Here is a 14933-nt window from a genome sequence, read left to right on the forward strand (position 1 = left end):
TGGCCCTCGCAAGAGGAACCCTGTCACGTCGGCAAAATCCGGCGAGAGGACAACGCCCTTCGAAAACCTGAACGAAGGAGATCAGCAGATGACAAAAAGAACTGCTGCCAAGTACAAAATTGACCGCCGGATGGGCGAAAACATCTGGGGTCGTCCTAAATCCCCAGTCAACCGTCGTGACTATGGCCCGGGCCAGCACGGTCAGCGCCGCAAAGGCAAACTGTCCGACTTCGGCACCCAGCTGCGCGCAAAGCAGAAGCTGAAAGGCTACTACGGCGACCTGACCGAGAAGCAGTTCCGTCGCATCTACGCAGAAGCGGAACGTGTAAAAGGCGACACCGGTGAAAACCTGATCGGTCTGCTCGAGCGCCGACTGGACGCCGTTGTATACCGCGCGAAATTCGTTCCAACCGTCTTTGCTGCGCGTCAGTTCGTGAACCACGGCCACGTGCTGGTGAACGGCAAGCGCGTGAACATCGCGTCTTACCGCGTGAAAGAAGGCGACGTGATCGAAGTGCGCGAGAAGTCCAAGCAACTCGCAGTGCTGCTGGAAGCTGTTCAGCTGGCAGAGCGCGATGTGCCTGACTACATCGAAGCAGATCACTCCAAAATGACCGCAACTTTCGTGCGCGCACCTGGCCTGTCCGACGTGCCTTACCCGGTCATCATGGAGCCAAACCTGGTCGTGGAATTCTACGCGAAGAACTAATCTTCGCCGCGACATTTGGAAATTCTGGAGAACCCGCCCTTGTGGCGGGTTTTTCTATGCTTGCAGTGCAGGCTTGGGTTGCGCTTGGGCGATGGGTCTAAAATCGGTGATTTGTCCAGCGATAAACCTGTTTAACGCCCTGATTTCTATTTACAATTTTAGCGGTTCGGTTGCCAGAATCTTAAAAAAGTGCAAGCGTATCAACAATATTAACGAGGCAGCATCGGGGGCTGCGCCGGATCGACATTGGTGCAAAGGAGTAAAGGCATGGTCGAAGCGGTCGGAATATTGGGCGAGACCACAGGTTGGCATGGATTGAGCGCGACGCAGAATGCAATGCTGCACGCGGCACTGGCCAAATACAGTGGGCAGGCACCGCAGGTGCCAGTGGAAAGCCCTAAGACAGAAGTGGTTCAACCTGTGCAGCAGGCGGCGCAAACGCAGCGGCCGGCGCATGAGACGCAGCGCAACCGAGCCGTGGACGGTGCCGTGATGAGTGCGATCCGTTCGGCGGTGTCGAGCTATCAGAACGCGCAGAACGGCAACTTTGCCACCATCCTGAAAGACAAGCTGGATGCGGCGGGGATTGATACCAGCAAATCGGTGGTGGATTACTACACCTGATTGCGGGTTGGCCGAGCGCGGCAACTGACACAGACATCATAGGCAGGCGCTTCGTTTTGGGCGCGTGTGATGAGGCGGCATCCTTGGGTGCCGCTTTTCTTTTGTGGGCATTTGGTTTGGTCTTTGGGTGCGCGCTTTGGCAAGGCGATTGGGGTGGCTGGGCAACAGGCAGGCGTTCCGTTGAGGCAAAAGCGCCCCTTGCGGTTGTGATGTCTTTCCAAGCGGGCAGGGCGGAGCTAAACAGCAAGCCAGCGAAGGAGTGAAACGCATGTCAGAAATTCAGCCGCAGCCGGGTGTGTTGGACATCGAGTTGTATGTTGGCGGGAAGGCCACAGTTGAGGGCGTGAAAGACGTTGTGAAACTGTCCTCCAATGAGAACCCATTGGGGTGCAGTGACGCGGTCAGCGAGTTTCATGCCAAGACCGGGTTCAACCTGCATCGCTATCCTTCGACCGATCATGCGGAGCTGCGCCAGGCCATTGCCGAGGTGCACGGGCTGGATGTGAACCGCATCATCTGTGGTGTGGGCAGCGACGAGGTGCTGCAGTTCATCGCGCAGGCCTATGCCGGTGTGGGCGATGAGGTGGTCTATCCGGAGCACGGTTTCTCCATGTATCCGATCCTTGCCAAGATGGTGGGCGCAAAGCCTGTGCCGGTGGCGGAGCGTGAGCGGGTTGTGGATGTGGACGCCATTCTGGCGGCCTGCACCAAGCGCACCAAGATTGTCTTTATCGCAAACCCAGCCAACCCGACCGGCACGATGATTGGCGGCAATGACATGGCGCGGCTGGCGGATGGTCTGCCTAAAGGCTGCATTCTGGTGCATGACGGTGCCTACACCGAATATGTGCAGGGCTTTGACGGCGGCGCCGGGCTTGTTGAAGCGCGCAGCAACGTGGTGATGACCCGCACCTTCTCCAAGATTTACGGTCTGGGCGGATTGCGCGTGGGCTGGGGCTATGCCTCCAAAGAGATCATTGATGTGCTCAATCGGGTGCGTCAGCCGTTCAACCTCTCAAACATCCAGATGAAGCTGGCGGAAGCCGCCGTGCGTGATCAGGAGTGGGTGGCCAAATGCCGAGCGGAGAACACGCGCCTGCGGGCGTGGCTGGCAGAGGCGCTGATGGAGATTGGCGTGCCGTCTGACACCTCCTGCACCAACTTCATTCTGGCGCGGTTTGCCGATCAGGAAGAGGCGGAAGACTGCAACGCTTACCTCGCCTCTCAGGGGCTGATCGTGCGGCAGGTGGCGGGCTATGGCTTGCCCAACTGTCTGCGGATCACCGTGGGGGATGAGCCAAGCTGCCGCCGTGTGGCCCATGCCATCGGTCAGTTCAAGGCCGGTGCACGATGAGCGACGTGGTGTCCGCGCCGGTTTATAACCGTGTGGCCCTGATTGGCCTTGGGCTGATCGCCTCGTCGATGTTCTGGGCGATCAAACGCGCGGGGCTTGCGGGCGAGGTCACAGGCTTTGCCCGTTCCGAGGAAACCCGCGAGACCGCGCGGCGGATCGGCCTGTGTGACCGTGTGTGTGACAGCGCCAAAGAGGCGGTAGAGGGCGCGGACCTTGTGGTGCTCTGTGTGCCGGTGGGCGCGATGGGCGCTGTGGCCGCAGAGATTGCTCCGGCATTGGCGCAAGGCGCGACCGTGACGGATGTGGGCTCTGTGAAGCGCCATGTGATTGACGCGGTGGCCCCGCATCTGCCCGAAGGCGTGCATTTTGTCCCAGCCCACCCGTTGGCGGGCACCGAGCATTCCGGCCCTGAGAGCGGCTTTGCCGAGCTATTTGACAACCGCTGGTCTCTGCTGGTGCCGGTGGAGGGCAGCGCGCCTGAGGCGGTCGCCAAGCTGCGCGCGTTGTGGGAAGGCATGGGCGCCAATGTGGATGAGATGGATGCAGATCACCATGATCTGGTGCTGGCTGTCACCAGTCACGCGCCGCACTTGATTGCCTACACCATGGTGGGTGTTGCCGATGATCTGCGCCGCGTCACAGACAGCGAAGTGATCAAATACTCCGCCGCCGGTTTCCGGGACTTCACGCGGATTGCGGCCTCTGATCCAACCATGTGGCGCGATGTCTTCCTGACCAACAAAGACGCGACGCTGGAGATTCTGGGGCGCTTCACCGAAGAGCTGTTTGCGCTGCAACGGGCGATCCGCACCGGCGACGGCGATCATCTGCACGATTACTTCACCCGTACACGCGCCATTCGGCGCGGCATTATTGAAGCCGGACAGGACACCGCAGAGCCGAACTTTGGCCGGGGTGCGCCAAGCGCATGAGGCGCGTTTCAGGATATCTGCTGGGTGTCCTGACGCTGGGCGCAGTTTTGACAGCGGCCACACCCATTGCGCAGGCCAATGCGCCCGAGCGCAGCCTGCGCCCTGTGACGCGGCTGATGGTGTTTCCGGTGGCGCTGCCAAGCTTTGCTCCGGATCGGTCCTTGCGCCCGGTGATCCGGCCCGGCTCGGGCGGTGCCGTGGCCAATATCGTGCCGGTGTCAGCCTCCGTGCAAAGCTCATTGGCTGCACTGGAGCCGGTGACGCAGCCAGTGCCCGTTCGGGTGACGCGGGAAGAGAAGAAGGCGCGCAAGGCGGCCGGGATCGGAAAGATCTGTCGGGACCGCGATTTGATCGGCAAAGAGGTGCCTCCTGTGCCCGCGAAATTGCCCGGCTGTGGCATTCGTCGCGGGGCGGTCAAGCTTTATGAAGTGGATGGCGTTGCGCTGAGCACACCGGCGGTGATGACCTGTGACACCGCCAAAGCCCTGAAAAAATGGGTCAACAAAGGCGCAAAGAGAGCCGTGCGCAACTATGGTGGTGGCATCGACACGCTGAAGGTGGCAGCGGGCTATTCCTGCCGGACACGCAACCACAAAAAAGGCGCCAAGATCAGCGAGCACGGCAAGGGCAAGGCGATCGATATTTCAGCGCTGGTTCTGGAAAACGGCGACACAATCTCTGTGCTGCGGGACTGGGGCAAAGGCAAACGTGGCCGGATGCTCAAGAAAATGCACAAAAGCGCCTGTGGGCCGTTTGGCACGGTGCTGGGGCCGAATTCGGACCGTTTCCACCGCGATCACTTCCACTTTGATACGGCGCGCCACCGTGGCGGACCTTACTGCCGGTAAGCTGCGCGTTTACCGCAGCACGATTTTTGGCGCGGGGCCAATGGGCAGCGGGCCGAGATGGGTTGCGCCGCGTTTGAAGGTCAGCGGAATGTCGAGCGTGTCGGCGTTGCCCGAAAGCCCGGCGATAAAACCAAGCGCCTGCTCGATCGTGTCCACCACAGAGGCGGGCACCTGTTCAGATTGGCGGGCAACCTGCAGAATGTCGCGCCAGTTGACTGCGCGGATGGTGATTTCACCGGTCGGCACACCAAAGCGGTCGATGGTCACGGCGCCAGCGGCATTAAGCTCCAGATCGCCCCAGATGACCTCGGCCAGAGTGAGATCCAGCGCGACGGGCTGTGGCCGGTCCTGTTCAATGGCGGAGCGATCCCATGGACGACTGAATTCGGCGGTCATATCAGCCTGAAAGCTGGAGAAACTGCGCGGCAGGTCGAGATCTGCAGGCAGGTTGAGCACCGCGGTTGGGGCAAATTCGTCGGCCTGAAACGCGAGACGGTAGCGCGCGGGATTATCCTCCTGCCGGTGCATGGCAATGTTCACCGCGTTGGCCAGAAGTTCCCAGCCCTGTGAGGAGCTGATGGCAAGCCCGTCGATCGCGAGATTGCTGCGGGCCAGTGTCAGATCGGTGCCCGGCTCCAAAATCAGGGAGGCGCGCATGTCTGTGGTGTTCACCGTCAGCTTTTCGGTTGGGGTCGAAATGGTCTGGGTGTTTGGCCAGACCGCAATCACGTGATGCGGACGGTAGGTGAGCGCAAAAATCTGAAAGAAGGGCGCATCCCAGGCAACGCTTGTGTCCGGATCTGCAAGGGTCACGTTGGTGAGCGTGCTGTCCAGACGGCTGGGGAAGCCGCGTAGGGAGAGGTCGCTATATTCGGCGACCCAGCCATCCTTCTGGCGTGCCTCAAACCATGCGGGGATGCCTTTGGAGAGGCCCCAGTATCCGGCGAGCCAGAAGCCGGACCATGCCATGGCCGCCAGTGCGATCAGAACTGTGAGACGTTTCATCATGGCTGGCCCTTTCTCCCCGATCCAGTTTGGTGTTTAACGGCGCAAAGCCAGTAGGACCAGAGGCAGCATATGTGGGTATTTGGATATGGGTCCCTTTTGTGGAACCCCGGTTTTGAGGTCGCCGAACAGGCGGTGGCGCGGCTTGACGGCTGGCACCGCAGCTTCTGCATGCGCTCCATCCACCATCGCGGCACGGTTGAGCACCCCGGTTTGGTGTTGGCATTGGACGCCGAAGTGGGCGCGCATTGTCAGGGGCTGGCGCTGAAGGTGGCAGAGGGCCATGAGGCGCGCACGCTTGAGTATCTGCGCGAGCGGGAGCTGATCAGCTCGGCCTATCTGGAGCGAAACCTGCCGTTGACGCTGACCGATGGGCGCGTGGTGGAGGCGGTGACCTATGTGATCGACCCCGAACATGTGCAGTATTGCCACCTGCCGCTGGCGGAGCAGGCGGCGATCATTTCCACGGCTGTGGGCGGGCGCGGGCCGAACACTGAATATCTGCACAACACCGCCAATCACCTGTTTGAGCTGGGCATTGAAGATGCGGATTTGGCCTGGTTGTCCCGCGAAGTAAGCAGAATGACCACAGCCTGAGACCAGCGCGGGGCGGGGGCTGGAAATACCTTGGCACATGAAGGACATGCCAGTAGGGTGAGCGCTGAATAACGCAGAATAAACAAGTGTCAGGATCCGTCCTCATGGATCAGCCGGACCGCAAAGTCGAGCCGCATTTCTCTAAGCCAACGCGCCAGATTTTCCTGATGGTGAGCGTTTTGGGAATGACCGGGGCTTTGGGCTATTTTGCCCTGCCGCGTGTCTTGCCTGTGTTTCAGGCAAACCCCTATCTGAACGGCTTTATCATCTTTGTCTTTTTGATCGGCGTGGCCGCGACCTTTGGTCAGGTGCTGTCGCTGATTTCCTCGGTGCGCTGGATCGAGGGGTTTGCGGGGCTGCGCGACGGCTATGACGCGCACAATCCGCCGACGTTGCTGGCACCGCTGGCGAGCCTGCTGAGGGAACGCGGGGCGCATGGGCAGATCGCTTCTTCCTCTGCACGCTCCATTCTGGATTCGGTGGCCACCCGCGTGGATGAGGGGCGGGAAATCACCCGATACCTCGTCAATATGCTGATTTTCCTTGGCCTTTTGGGCACCTTCTACGGGCTTGCGACCACCGTGCCTGCGGTGGTGGACACGATCCGCAGCCTTGATGTGGGCGGTGGCGAAGGCGGTGTTGAGGTGTTCTCGCGTCTGATGACGGGGCTGGAAAGCCAGCTTGGTGGTATGGGCGTGGCCTTTGCTTCCTCGTTGCTGGGGCTTGCGGGCTCGCTGATTGTGGGCCTGCTGGAGCTGTTTGCCGGTCATGGCCAGAACCGGTTTTATCGCGAACTCGAAGAATGGCTGAGCTCGATCACGCGGGTGGGTTTTGCCACCAGCGATGGTGAAGGCGGCGATATTCAGGTGCTGGGGGCGGCGTTTGAGCATATGTCGGGCCAGCTTGATCAGCTGCGCGAAACCATGATCGAAACCGCTCAGATGCGCGGGCAGAACAGCGGCCAGATGGGCGAGCTGATCGAGGCGGTGAACCGGATGGCGGACCGCGTGGACACGCAAACGCCTGTGACCCAGGCATTGTTGCGGCTGGCGGAAGGGCAGGAAGCGCTGCTGGCCAAGATGGGCGAGGGGACTGTCGGGGACGGTGGCATTGATGCGGAAAGCCGGATGCGGCTGCGCTCGATCGATGTGCAGATGCTGCGCATTCTGGAAGAGATCTCCGCCGGGCGTCAGGAAAGCATGGCGGAGCTGCGCACCGAGCTGAGCGGGATTTCCCGTGTGCTGCGGCGGCTGGCCAAGGCGCAGGAAGCGGAAAACGCCGCGCCCAACACCAAGGTGCAGCTCAAGCGCTCGCCAATCTCAAAAGGTGGGCAGGAGGGCTAAGCCATGGCCCTCTCGCGGCGCACAGGACAACGGTTTCAAGGCTCGATCTGGCCCGGTTTCGTGGATGCGATGACCGGGCTTTTGCTGGTGCTGATGTTTGTGCTGACGATTTTCATGATCGTGCAGTTTGTGCTGAGCGAGACCATCACCGGACAGGAAAGCGAGCTTGATGCGCTACAGGGCGAAGTTGCGGCGCTGGCCGATGCGCTGGGGCTGGAGCGGACGCGCACGCGCGATCTGGAAGGTGAGCTGAGCGGTTTGACGGCAACGTTGACGGATCGGGACAGCCAGCTGCGCGAACAGGAAGCGCTGATCGCGGCTTTGACGGCAACACGGGATGCCCAAGGCGCAGCGCTGGAACGTGCGCGGGCGCAGATCACAAGCTTTGAGGCGCAGGTGGCGACACTGCTGGCGCAACGCGATGACGCACAGGCCAATGTGGCCGCGCTGGAAGTGGCACGCGATGCGCTGATTGATGAACGCGCGGCGCTCAATCTGGCGCTGGCGGCGGCGCGGGATGAAATTGATGCCGGTGCAGAGGCTGCCCGTCTGGTGGCCGCAGAAGCGGAGGCAATGGAAGCGCTGATTGCGAGCCTGCGCGAAGATGTGGCCGAAGGGCAGCTGCAGATTGATGAGCTGGGCGCGGAGGCGGATCAGTTGGACCGCGCGCTCACCGAGCAGGAACAGCAGCGCTTGCTTGAGGCAGCGGCGGCGGAAGAGCTGCGCAAGCGTTTGGAAAACGCCGATGCGGAGCTGACCGCCATGACTTTGGCGCTGGAAGAGCAGCGCAAAGAGGCTGAGGACACGCTGACGCTCTTGGCAGCGGCGGAGGCTGCGCGGGATGATCTGGACCTGAAACTGGCGGCGGCGCTGGTCGAAGGGCAGGACGTTGGCTCTGATCTGGCGGAGGCCGCGCTGCAGCTGGCCACGCTTCAGACGGAGCTGGACACACGCGATGGTCAGCTGGCTTCGGTGAAGGCGGAATTGGCAGCGACATTGCTGGGGTTGGAGGAGAACCGGCGCACCGTGAATGATTTGCAGGCGCAGCTGGTGCAGGAAGTGGCCGCGCGCGCCACAGCAGAGGCGCAGGTTTCTGAACGCTCTGACGATCTGGCGACGCTTGGGGCCCAATTGGCCGAGGCGCTGGCCGCAAAACTGGCAGCGGAAACCGAAGGCGCTGCCTCTGCTGCACAGGTGGACGGGCTGACCGCGCGGGTTGCCACGCTTGAAGATCAACTGGCAGCGGCGGTGGCCGCGCAGGTGCAGGCGCAGGACAGCGGCAATGACCTGCGCGAGCGGCTTGCGGCGGCTCTGGCGGCGAAGCTTTCCGCAGAGCAGCAGTTGCGCGACGGTGGCGATGTGCAACAGGCCCTTGCCGCAGCACTGGCGGCCCAGCGGGCGGCGGAAGCGGCGCAGGCCGATGCGTTAAGCGAGGCGGAACGCCGGGACGTGTTGCTGTCAGAGGCCAACAAGGCACTGTCAGAAGAAGAGGCCAGATCGGCGGAGAGTCAGCGCCAGATCGCGGTGCTCAATCAGCAGATTGCCGCGCTGCGCGCGCAGTTGGGATCGCTGCAGGGCATTCTGGATGAATATGCAGAGCGGGATGCGGCGGCGCAGGTCCAGCTTGAGGCGCTTGGCTCTGATCTCAACGCGGCTCTGGCGCGGGCTGCCGCAGAGGAACGCAGACGGCGGCAGCTGGAAGAGGCGGAGCGCAAGCGGCTGGAAGATGAGAAGCTGGCGCTTGAGGCCGAAGCTGCTGCGCTGGCGGCGGAGACGCGGGATCTGGCGCAGTATCGCTCTGAGTTCTTTGGGCGTTTGCGCAATGTGCTTGGCGCGCAGGAAGGGGTGCAGATTGTCGGTGACCGCTTTGTGTTCTCCTCAGAAGTGCTGTTCCCGCCGGGTGGTGCGCAGCTGTCACCGGAAGGACAGAGTGAGGTCGCAAAGGTCGCGGGCATTCTGCAGGGTGTGGTGGATGACATTCCAGCTGAGATCAACTGGATCCTGCGGGTGGATGGCCACACCGATGATGTGCCGATTTCAGGTGGCGTTTTTGCCGATAACTGGGAGCTGAGCCAAGCACGGGCGCTGTCTGTGGTGCGCTATCTGATTGATGTGCTGGGCCTGCCGCCCACGCGCCTGTCTGCCAATGGCTTTGGCCAGTATCAGCCGGTGGATCCGGCAGACTCCGAGGAGGCGCGGGCGCGCAACCGGCGGATCGAGCTGAAATTCACCGAGAAATAAGCGGTTTCAAAGGTGCTGTTTGTCCATTGGCTGCTCCCTACATGCGGGGCAGCCATCTCATTCTATCGTCAGGATCGTCGTTGACTGATCCAGAATGGCACCGTCTCGCTTGAGAAGAACCTCACCTGTGTAGGCGCCTTTGGGCCAGCCGCCCTGCGGTGTGCGGCGCCCGCCAGCGCGGAAATACTGTGCCTGCGCGCGGTCCAGCAGCATGGTCTGCGTGTAGACAGCGCCTTGCGGGCCATTGATCGTAAAGGACATCTGATCGCCCGGACGGCTGCCAAAAGCGTGCCCAAACAGCACCAGCGCCTTGGCCTGCGCAGGGATGCGCTCGCGCCCGGCCATGCCGTCTTTCACCCGGTCATATTCCGGAATGCCAACCTCAAATCCGATGCGGATCAAACCGCCCGCCACATAGGAAATAGGCTCTGCCCAAAGAGAGCTGTGTGCGCCGCCGCAGGTGCCGAGGGTGTCGGCTGAGAAGGGATCAACCACCTGATCATTGTGGCGCACAGAGATGTGCAGATGCGGAAACTGCGTGCGCCCGGAGAGGCCGATCTCGCCCAAGGGCTGGCCGCGTTTGACCTGATCTCCGGTCGCGACGCTGACGGTGTTGCGCTTCATATGGCAATATTGGGTGACCCAGCCGTCGCCGTGGTCAATCGCGACCCCATTGCCGCAGTCGCGCCCGTTGAGTTTCGGAATGTCTTCGGTGCGGATGATCTGATCGCGCATGCCGTCGCGCGCACCCAGAACCACGCCGCCCGCAGCGGCAAGCACATTGACCCCCTCAGCCATGGCCTTGGAGGTGGGCAGGGCAAAATCCGTGCCTTTGTGCCCGTCATAAGACAGCCCGCCGCAGGTGTGATCCTGTGTGCCGTCCGAGCTGTCCTGATCGACATAGTTCTGAATGAAGCAGGTTTCGCCCAGCTCACAGTCGACAGGCAGCGAAAACAATGGCGCGCCCGCAGCGGGGAAAGCTGCGAGCGCGCCAAGAAGTGCGATGCCTGTGAGGCGCATCAGTCCGCCGTCAGCAGCGGCGGCTGTTTGTCGCCAGTGATGCGCGGCTTGTCCGGGCCGGACAGATCGAGCACCAGCTCGCCATCTCTGACCTTGACCTTGACCACGCCGCCTTTGGCAAGCTTGCCAAAGAGCAGCTCTTCGGCGAGCGGCTTCTTGATGTGCTCCTGGATCACACGGCCAAGCGGGCGGGCGCCCATCTTGTCGTCATAACCCTTATCCGCCAGCCACTGCGCGGCCTTTGGTGTGAGCTCGATGGTCACGTTGCGGTCCATCAGCTGGGCCTCAAGCTGCAGTACGAATTTCTCGACAACCTGCAGGATGGTCTCTTTCGGCAGAGGCTGGAAGGAGATCACCGCGTCCAGACGGTTGCGGAATTCCGGTGTGAACGTGCGCTCGATCGCGGCGGTGTCTTCGCCCTCGCGACGGTCGCGGCCAAAGCCGATGGCGGCCTTTGCCTGCTCGGTGGCACCCGCGTTGGAGGTCATGATCAGAACCACGTTGCGGAAGCTCACGGTGCGGCCGTTGTGATCGGTCAGCTCGCCGTTGTCCATCACCTGCAACAGGATGTTGTAGACATCGGGGTGGGCTTTCTCGATCTCATCAAGCAGCAGCACGCAATGCGGGTGCTGATCCACGCCATCGGTCAGAAGGCCGCCCTGATCAAAGCCGACATAGCCCGGAGGTGCGCCGATCAGGCGGGAGACCGCGTGTTTCTCCATGTACTCAGACATGTCAAAGCGCAGAAGTTCCACACCCAGCGTGTCCGCCAGCTGTTTGGCGACTTCGGTTTTACCGACACCGGTTGGACCGGCGAAGAGGTAGTTGCCGATGGGCTTTTCAGGCTCGCGCAGACCGGCGCGGGCCAGTTTGATGGCAGAGCTGAGCGCCTCGATGGCTTTGTCCTGACCAAACACCACGCGCTTGAGGGATTTTTCCAGATCCTTGAGCACTTCGGCGTCGTCTTTGGAGACGTTTTTCGGGGGGATGCGCGCGATTTTGGCGACCACGCCTTCGATCTCTTTCACGCCGATGGTCTTGCGGCGTTTGGAGGCGGCCAGCAGATGCTGCGCGGCACCGGCCTCGTCAATCACGTCGATGGCTTTGTCCGGCAGTTTGCGGTCATTGATGTAGCGTGCAGAAAGTTCCACAGCGGTTTTGATCGCATCGGCGGTGTATTTCACGCCGTGATGCTCCTCAAAATACTCCTTGAGGCCTTTGAGAATTTTGATGCTGTCCGGCACGGTTGGCTCGTTCACGTCGATCTTCTGGAAACGACGGGACAGGGCGCGGTCTTTCTCAAAGTGCTGGCGGAACTCTTTATAGGTGGTGGAACCCATGGTGCGCAGTTTGCCGCCCTGAAGCGCAGGCTTCAGCAGGTTGGAGGCATCCATTGCGCCGCCGGAGGTGGCACCAGCACCGATCACGGTGTGGATTTCATCGATGAACAGGACGGCGTCGGGGTGATCCTCAAGCTCGGTCACCACGGCCTTGAGGCGTTCCTCAAAGTCACCGCGGTAGCGGGTGCCGGCGAGAAGTGCGCCCATATCAAGGGAGTAGATCGTGGTCTGGGAGAGAACCTCGGGGATTTCGCCCTGCACGATTTTGCGCGCGAGACCTTCGGCGATGGCGGTTTTGCCGACGCCCGGGTCGCCCACCAGAAGCGGGTTGTTCTTGCGGCGGCGGCACAGCACCTGAATGCAGCGCTCGACCTCATGATCGCGGCCGATCAGAGGGTCTACGTCGCCTTTGTTGGCTTTGGCGTTCAGGTCGACGCAGTATTTGGCCAGCGCGCTTTCTTTGCCTTCGCCGCCCTCTGCGGTGCCTTCGATGCGCTGTTCGCTCTCATCTTCGGCGCCAGAAACCGGACGCGCCTCGCCAAAGGCGGGGTTCTTGGCCACGCCATGGGCGATGAAGTTGACCGCGTCATAGCGGGTCATGTCCTGCTCCTGCAGGAAATAAGCGGCGTTGGATTCACGCTCCGCAAAGATCGCCACCAGCACATTGGCACCGGTGACTTCGGTGCGGCCTGAGCTTTGGACATGGATCGCGGCGCGCTGGATAACGCGTTGGAATGCGGCGGTCGGGACCGCCTCGCTGCCTTCGATGTCTGTGACCAGATTGGACAGGTCATCGTCAATAAATTCGATCAGGTCGCTGCGCAATTCGTCGATGTTCACGCCGCAGGCCTGCATCACGCGCAGGGCATCTGGCTCTTCCAGCAACGACAGGAGCAAATGCTCCAGTGTGGCAAACTCATGTTTGCGCTGGTTGGCCTGTGCAAGTGCGGCATGAATGGCTTGTTCGAGCGTGTTTGAAAATGACGGCACGGTGTGACTGCTCCCTCCGAGGTTAGATGAAGGCGGAACCTCCGCGTATCATCATAGGGTCTGTACTGTTAAAGTTTGGTCGATTGTCGGCGGTCTTCAAGGACTTTCTGTAAAATTTGACACAGATTGTCGCAGGATGCAGCCTAAGGTTGGGTCACTCTGTCGTGAAACGCTGAAGGAATGGACTGCAAAACGGCCAGTAAAGGCTGGATTTGAGGCGGCGCCATGCCTTTGCGCGGCACCGACCTGCATGATTTGGCAAAGCCGATCAAAATTGATCTTTGCGCTTGCGAATTTCGGTGAACACCTCTTCAGCCGTGGCATCCGGCATGCCGATGGCGACCTGAAGGGCCGGATCGTCTCCGCGCAAGAAGGGATTCGTGGCCTTTTCCTGCCCGAGGCTGGAGGGCACAGTGAATTTCCCCTCGGCGCGCAAGGCATCCACCTCCAGAATACGGGCGGTCAAAGCCGGATTGTCTTCGCCCAGAGAGGCGGCAAAGGCGCAGTTGGAGGCGGTGTATTCGTGACCTGAGCAGACGGTTGTGGTGTCCGGAAGGGCGGCGAGCTTGCTGAGGCTCTTAAACATCTGCGACGGTGTGCCTTCAAAAAGACGGCCGCAGCCCATGGCCATCAGGCTGTCGCCGGTGAAGACGGCCTGTGTGTCGGGGAAGTGAAAGGCGATGTGGCCCACGGTGTGGCCTGACACATCAAGCACCACGACTTCTTCACCCGCGAAATCGAAGCTATCGCCCTCTGCCAGTGCGAGATCTAGCGCGGGCAGACGGTGGGCATCGGCGCTGGCGCCAATCACTTTGGCGGGATGTTCCGCAAGAATACCGGCGAGCCCGTCGATATGATCCCAATGGTGGTGGGTCAAAAGCACATGGCTGAGCTGCCAGTTGCGCTCGGAAAGGGCTGCGAGAATCGGGCCGGGCTCGGGCGCATCGACCAGAGCAGTGGCTCCGCTGGCCTCATCATGCACCAGAAAGGCGTAGTTGTCCGACAGGCAGGGAATGGTCACGATCTGATGGGGCATGGAAATCCGCCTCTGCATGGTTATGTTAGCACTAGATTTGCCGATCAGAGAGCCAGGCGCAATGCATCTTGATGTGCAGGACCTACGCAATTTCTATTACCGCAGCACTTTGGGGCGTGCGGCCCAGAAAGCTGTGCGTGACGAATTGCTGGAACTTTGGCCCGAGGCCAAGGGACAAACGGTCGTTGGCTTTGGCTTTGCGGTGCCGCTGTTGCGGCCCTATCTGGCGGAAGCGCGGCGCGTTGTTGGCCTGATGCCCGGGCCGCAGGGGGTGATGCCCTGGCCTGCGGGGATGGCGAATGTTGCGACGCTCTGTGAGGAGACGCTTTGGCCGATTGCGACCGGACATGCGGACAAGCTGGTGATCATGCACGGGCTTGAAACCAGCGAGCGGCCCGGAGATGTGCTGGCAGAGGCCAACCGCGTGCTGGGGCCAGGCGGGCGCGCGGTGTTCATTGTGCCGCACCGTTCCGGCATGTGGTCGCGCAGCGATAAGACGCCTTTTGGCTTTGGCCGTCCTTATTCTACGGCGCAGCTGGAAGGCTTGCTGAAGCAGCACGGATTTATGCCGGAGCGGCACCGCGCGACGCTTTATCAGCCGCCGAGTCACAAACGTTTCTGGCGCAAGACCGGCAACCTTCTGGAGAACTTTGGCAAGACGGTGTCGCCGGTGATGGCGGGGGGCGTGCTGATTGTGGAGGCCAGCAAACGGGTTCAGGCTCCAAGCGGGCCCGGGGTGCGCACACGGGTCACGCGGCAACTGGGCGTTCTGGCGCCCAGTCCGGAAGTGGCGCCAGCCTAGGGTCTGCTGACATTCACCGCGCACCCCCGGTTTGAGACCCAAATCCACCAGCGCAAGGCATTTTGGTGATGTAAAGGTGGCCCCTTTTCGAA

General features: G+C 61.3%; 13 protein-coding genes. 9 read left to right on the forward strand and 4 right to left on the reverse strand.

Annotation, left to right across the window (positions count from 1 at the left end; all coding sequences use genetic code 11):
- The first annotated feature begins 88 nt into the window (after positions 1-88).
- The 5 genes from rpsD to J7400_RS13950 all read left to right on the forward strand — a co-directional run bounded on the left by rpsD (position 89) and on the right by J7400_RS13950 (position 4467).
- Positions 89-709, forward strand: coding sequence for a 30S ribosomal protein S4 (rpsD, locus tag J7400_RS13930; protein ID WP_209064300.1), 621 nt, complete (start codon positions 89-91; stop codon positions 707-709).
- Positions 710-976: 267 nt separating this feature from the next.
- Complete coding sequence (locus J7400_RS13935; RefSeq protein WP_209064302.1) at positions 977-1333, forward strand: hypothetical protein; 357 nt, start codon at positions 977-979, stop codon at positions 1331-1333.
- Between the two features lie 268 nt (positions 1334-1601).
- Positions 1602-2687: a histidinol-phosphate transaminase gene (gene hisC / locus J7400_RS13940; protein ID WP_209064304.1), complete on the forward strand. Its 1086-nt coding sequence runs from the start codon at positions 1602-1604 to the stop codon at positions 2685-2687.
- A complete protein-coding gene (locus tag J7400_RS13945; protein ID WP_209064306.1) occupies positions 2684-3619 on the forward strand; it encodes a prephenate/arogenate dehydrogenase family protein in 936 nt (311 codons plus the stop codon). The genes hisC and J7400_RS13945 overlap by 4 nt, the downstream gene beginning before the upstream one ends.
- The gene (locus J7400_RS13950; RefSeq protein ID WP_209064308.1) at positions 3616-4467 is read left to right on the forward strand and encodes an extensin family protein; all 852 of its coding nucleotides are present in this window, start codon (positions 3616-3618) and stop codon (positions 4465-4467) included. Before J7400_RS13945 ends, J7400_RS13950 begins: the two co-directional genes overlap by 4 nt.
- Before the next feature lie 9 nt (positions 4468-4476).
- Here the strand turns inward: J7400_RS13950 and J7400_RS13955 are convergent, their stop codons facing one another.
- Positions 4477-5475: a DUF2125 domain-containing protein gene (locus J7400_RS13955; RefSeq protein ID WP_209064310.1), complete on the reverse strand. Its 999-nt coding sequence runs from the start codon at positions 5473-5475 to the stop codon at positions 4477-4479.
- Positions 5476-5544: 69 nt separating this feature from the next.
- Between J7400_RS13955 and J7400_RS13960 the strand changes: the two genes are divergently transcribed.
- The 3 genes from J7400_RS13960 (at position 5545) to J7400_RS13970 (ending at position 9653) form a co-directional block, all read left to right on the forward strand.
- Entirely contained in the window at positions 5545-6069 is a 525-nt protein-coding gene (locus J7400_RS13960) for a gamma-glutamylcyclotransferase (RefSeq protein ID WP_209064312.1), read from the forward strand.
- Between the two features lie 104 nt (positions 6070-6173).
- On the forward strand, positions 6174-7412 hold the full coding sequence (locus J7400_RS13965) for a biopolymer transporter ExbB (RefSeq protein ID WP_247738805.1): 1239 nt from the start codon (positions 6174-6176) through the stop codon (positions 7410-7412).
- 3 nt (positions 7413-7415) lie between these two features.
- On the forward strand, positions 7416-9653 hold the full coding sequence (locus J7400_RS13970; protein ID WP_209064314.1) for a peptidoglycan -binding protein: 2238 nt from the start codon (positions 7416-7418) through the stop codon (positions 9651-9653).
- 57 nt (positions 9654-9710) lie between these two features.
- Here J7400_RS13970 and J7400_RS13975 read toward each other — a convergent pair whose 3' ends face one another.
- The 3 genes from J7400_RS13975 to gloB all read right to left on the reverse strand — a co-directional run bounded on the left by J7400_RS13975 (position 9711) and on the right by gloB (position 14039).
- Complete coding sequence (locus tag J7400_RS13975) at positions 9711-10673, reverse strand: M23 family metallopeptidase (protein WP_209064316.1); 963 nt, start codon at positions 10671-10673, stop codon at positions 9711-9713.
- Entirely contained in the window at positions 10673-13003 is a 2331-nt protein-coding gene (gene clpA / locus J7400_RS13980) for an ATP-dependent Clp protease ATP-binding subunit ClpA (protein WP_209064318.1), read from the reverse strand. The genes J7400_RS13975 and clpA overlap by 1 nt, the downstream gene beginning before the upstream one ends.
- Positions 13004-13271: 268 nt before the next feature.
- On the reverse strand, positions 13272-14039 hold the full coding sequence (gene gloB, locus J7400_RS13985) for a hydroxyacylglutathione hydrolase (RefSeq protein WP_209064320.1): 768 nt from the start codon (positions 14037-14039) through the stop codon (positions 13272-13274).
- A 61-nt stretch (positions 14040-14100) separates the two neighbouring features.
- Between gloB and J7400_RS13990 the strand changes: the two genes are divergently transcribed.
- Positions 14101-14841 carry a methyltransferase domain-containing protein gene (locus J7400_RS13990; RefSeq protein WP_209064322.1) on the forward strand — a complete coding sequence of 247 codons (741 nt, stop codon included), beginning with the start codon at positions 14101-14103 and terminating at the stop codon, positions 14839-14841.
- The last annotated feature ends 92 nt before the right edge of the window (positions 14842-14933 follow it).

The organism is Shimia sp. R9_2 (assembly GCF_017743735.1).
Classification (GTDB): Bacteria; Pseudomonadota; Alphaproteobacteria; order Rhodobacterales; family Rhodobacteraceae; genus Shimia.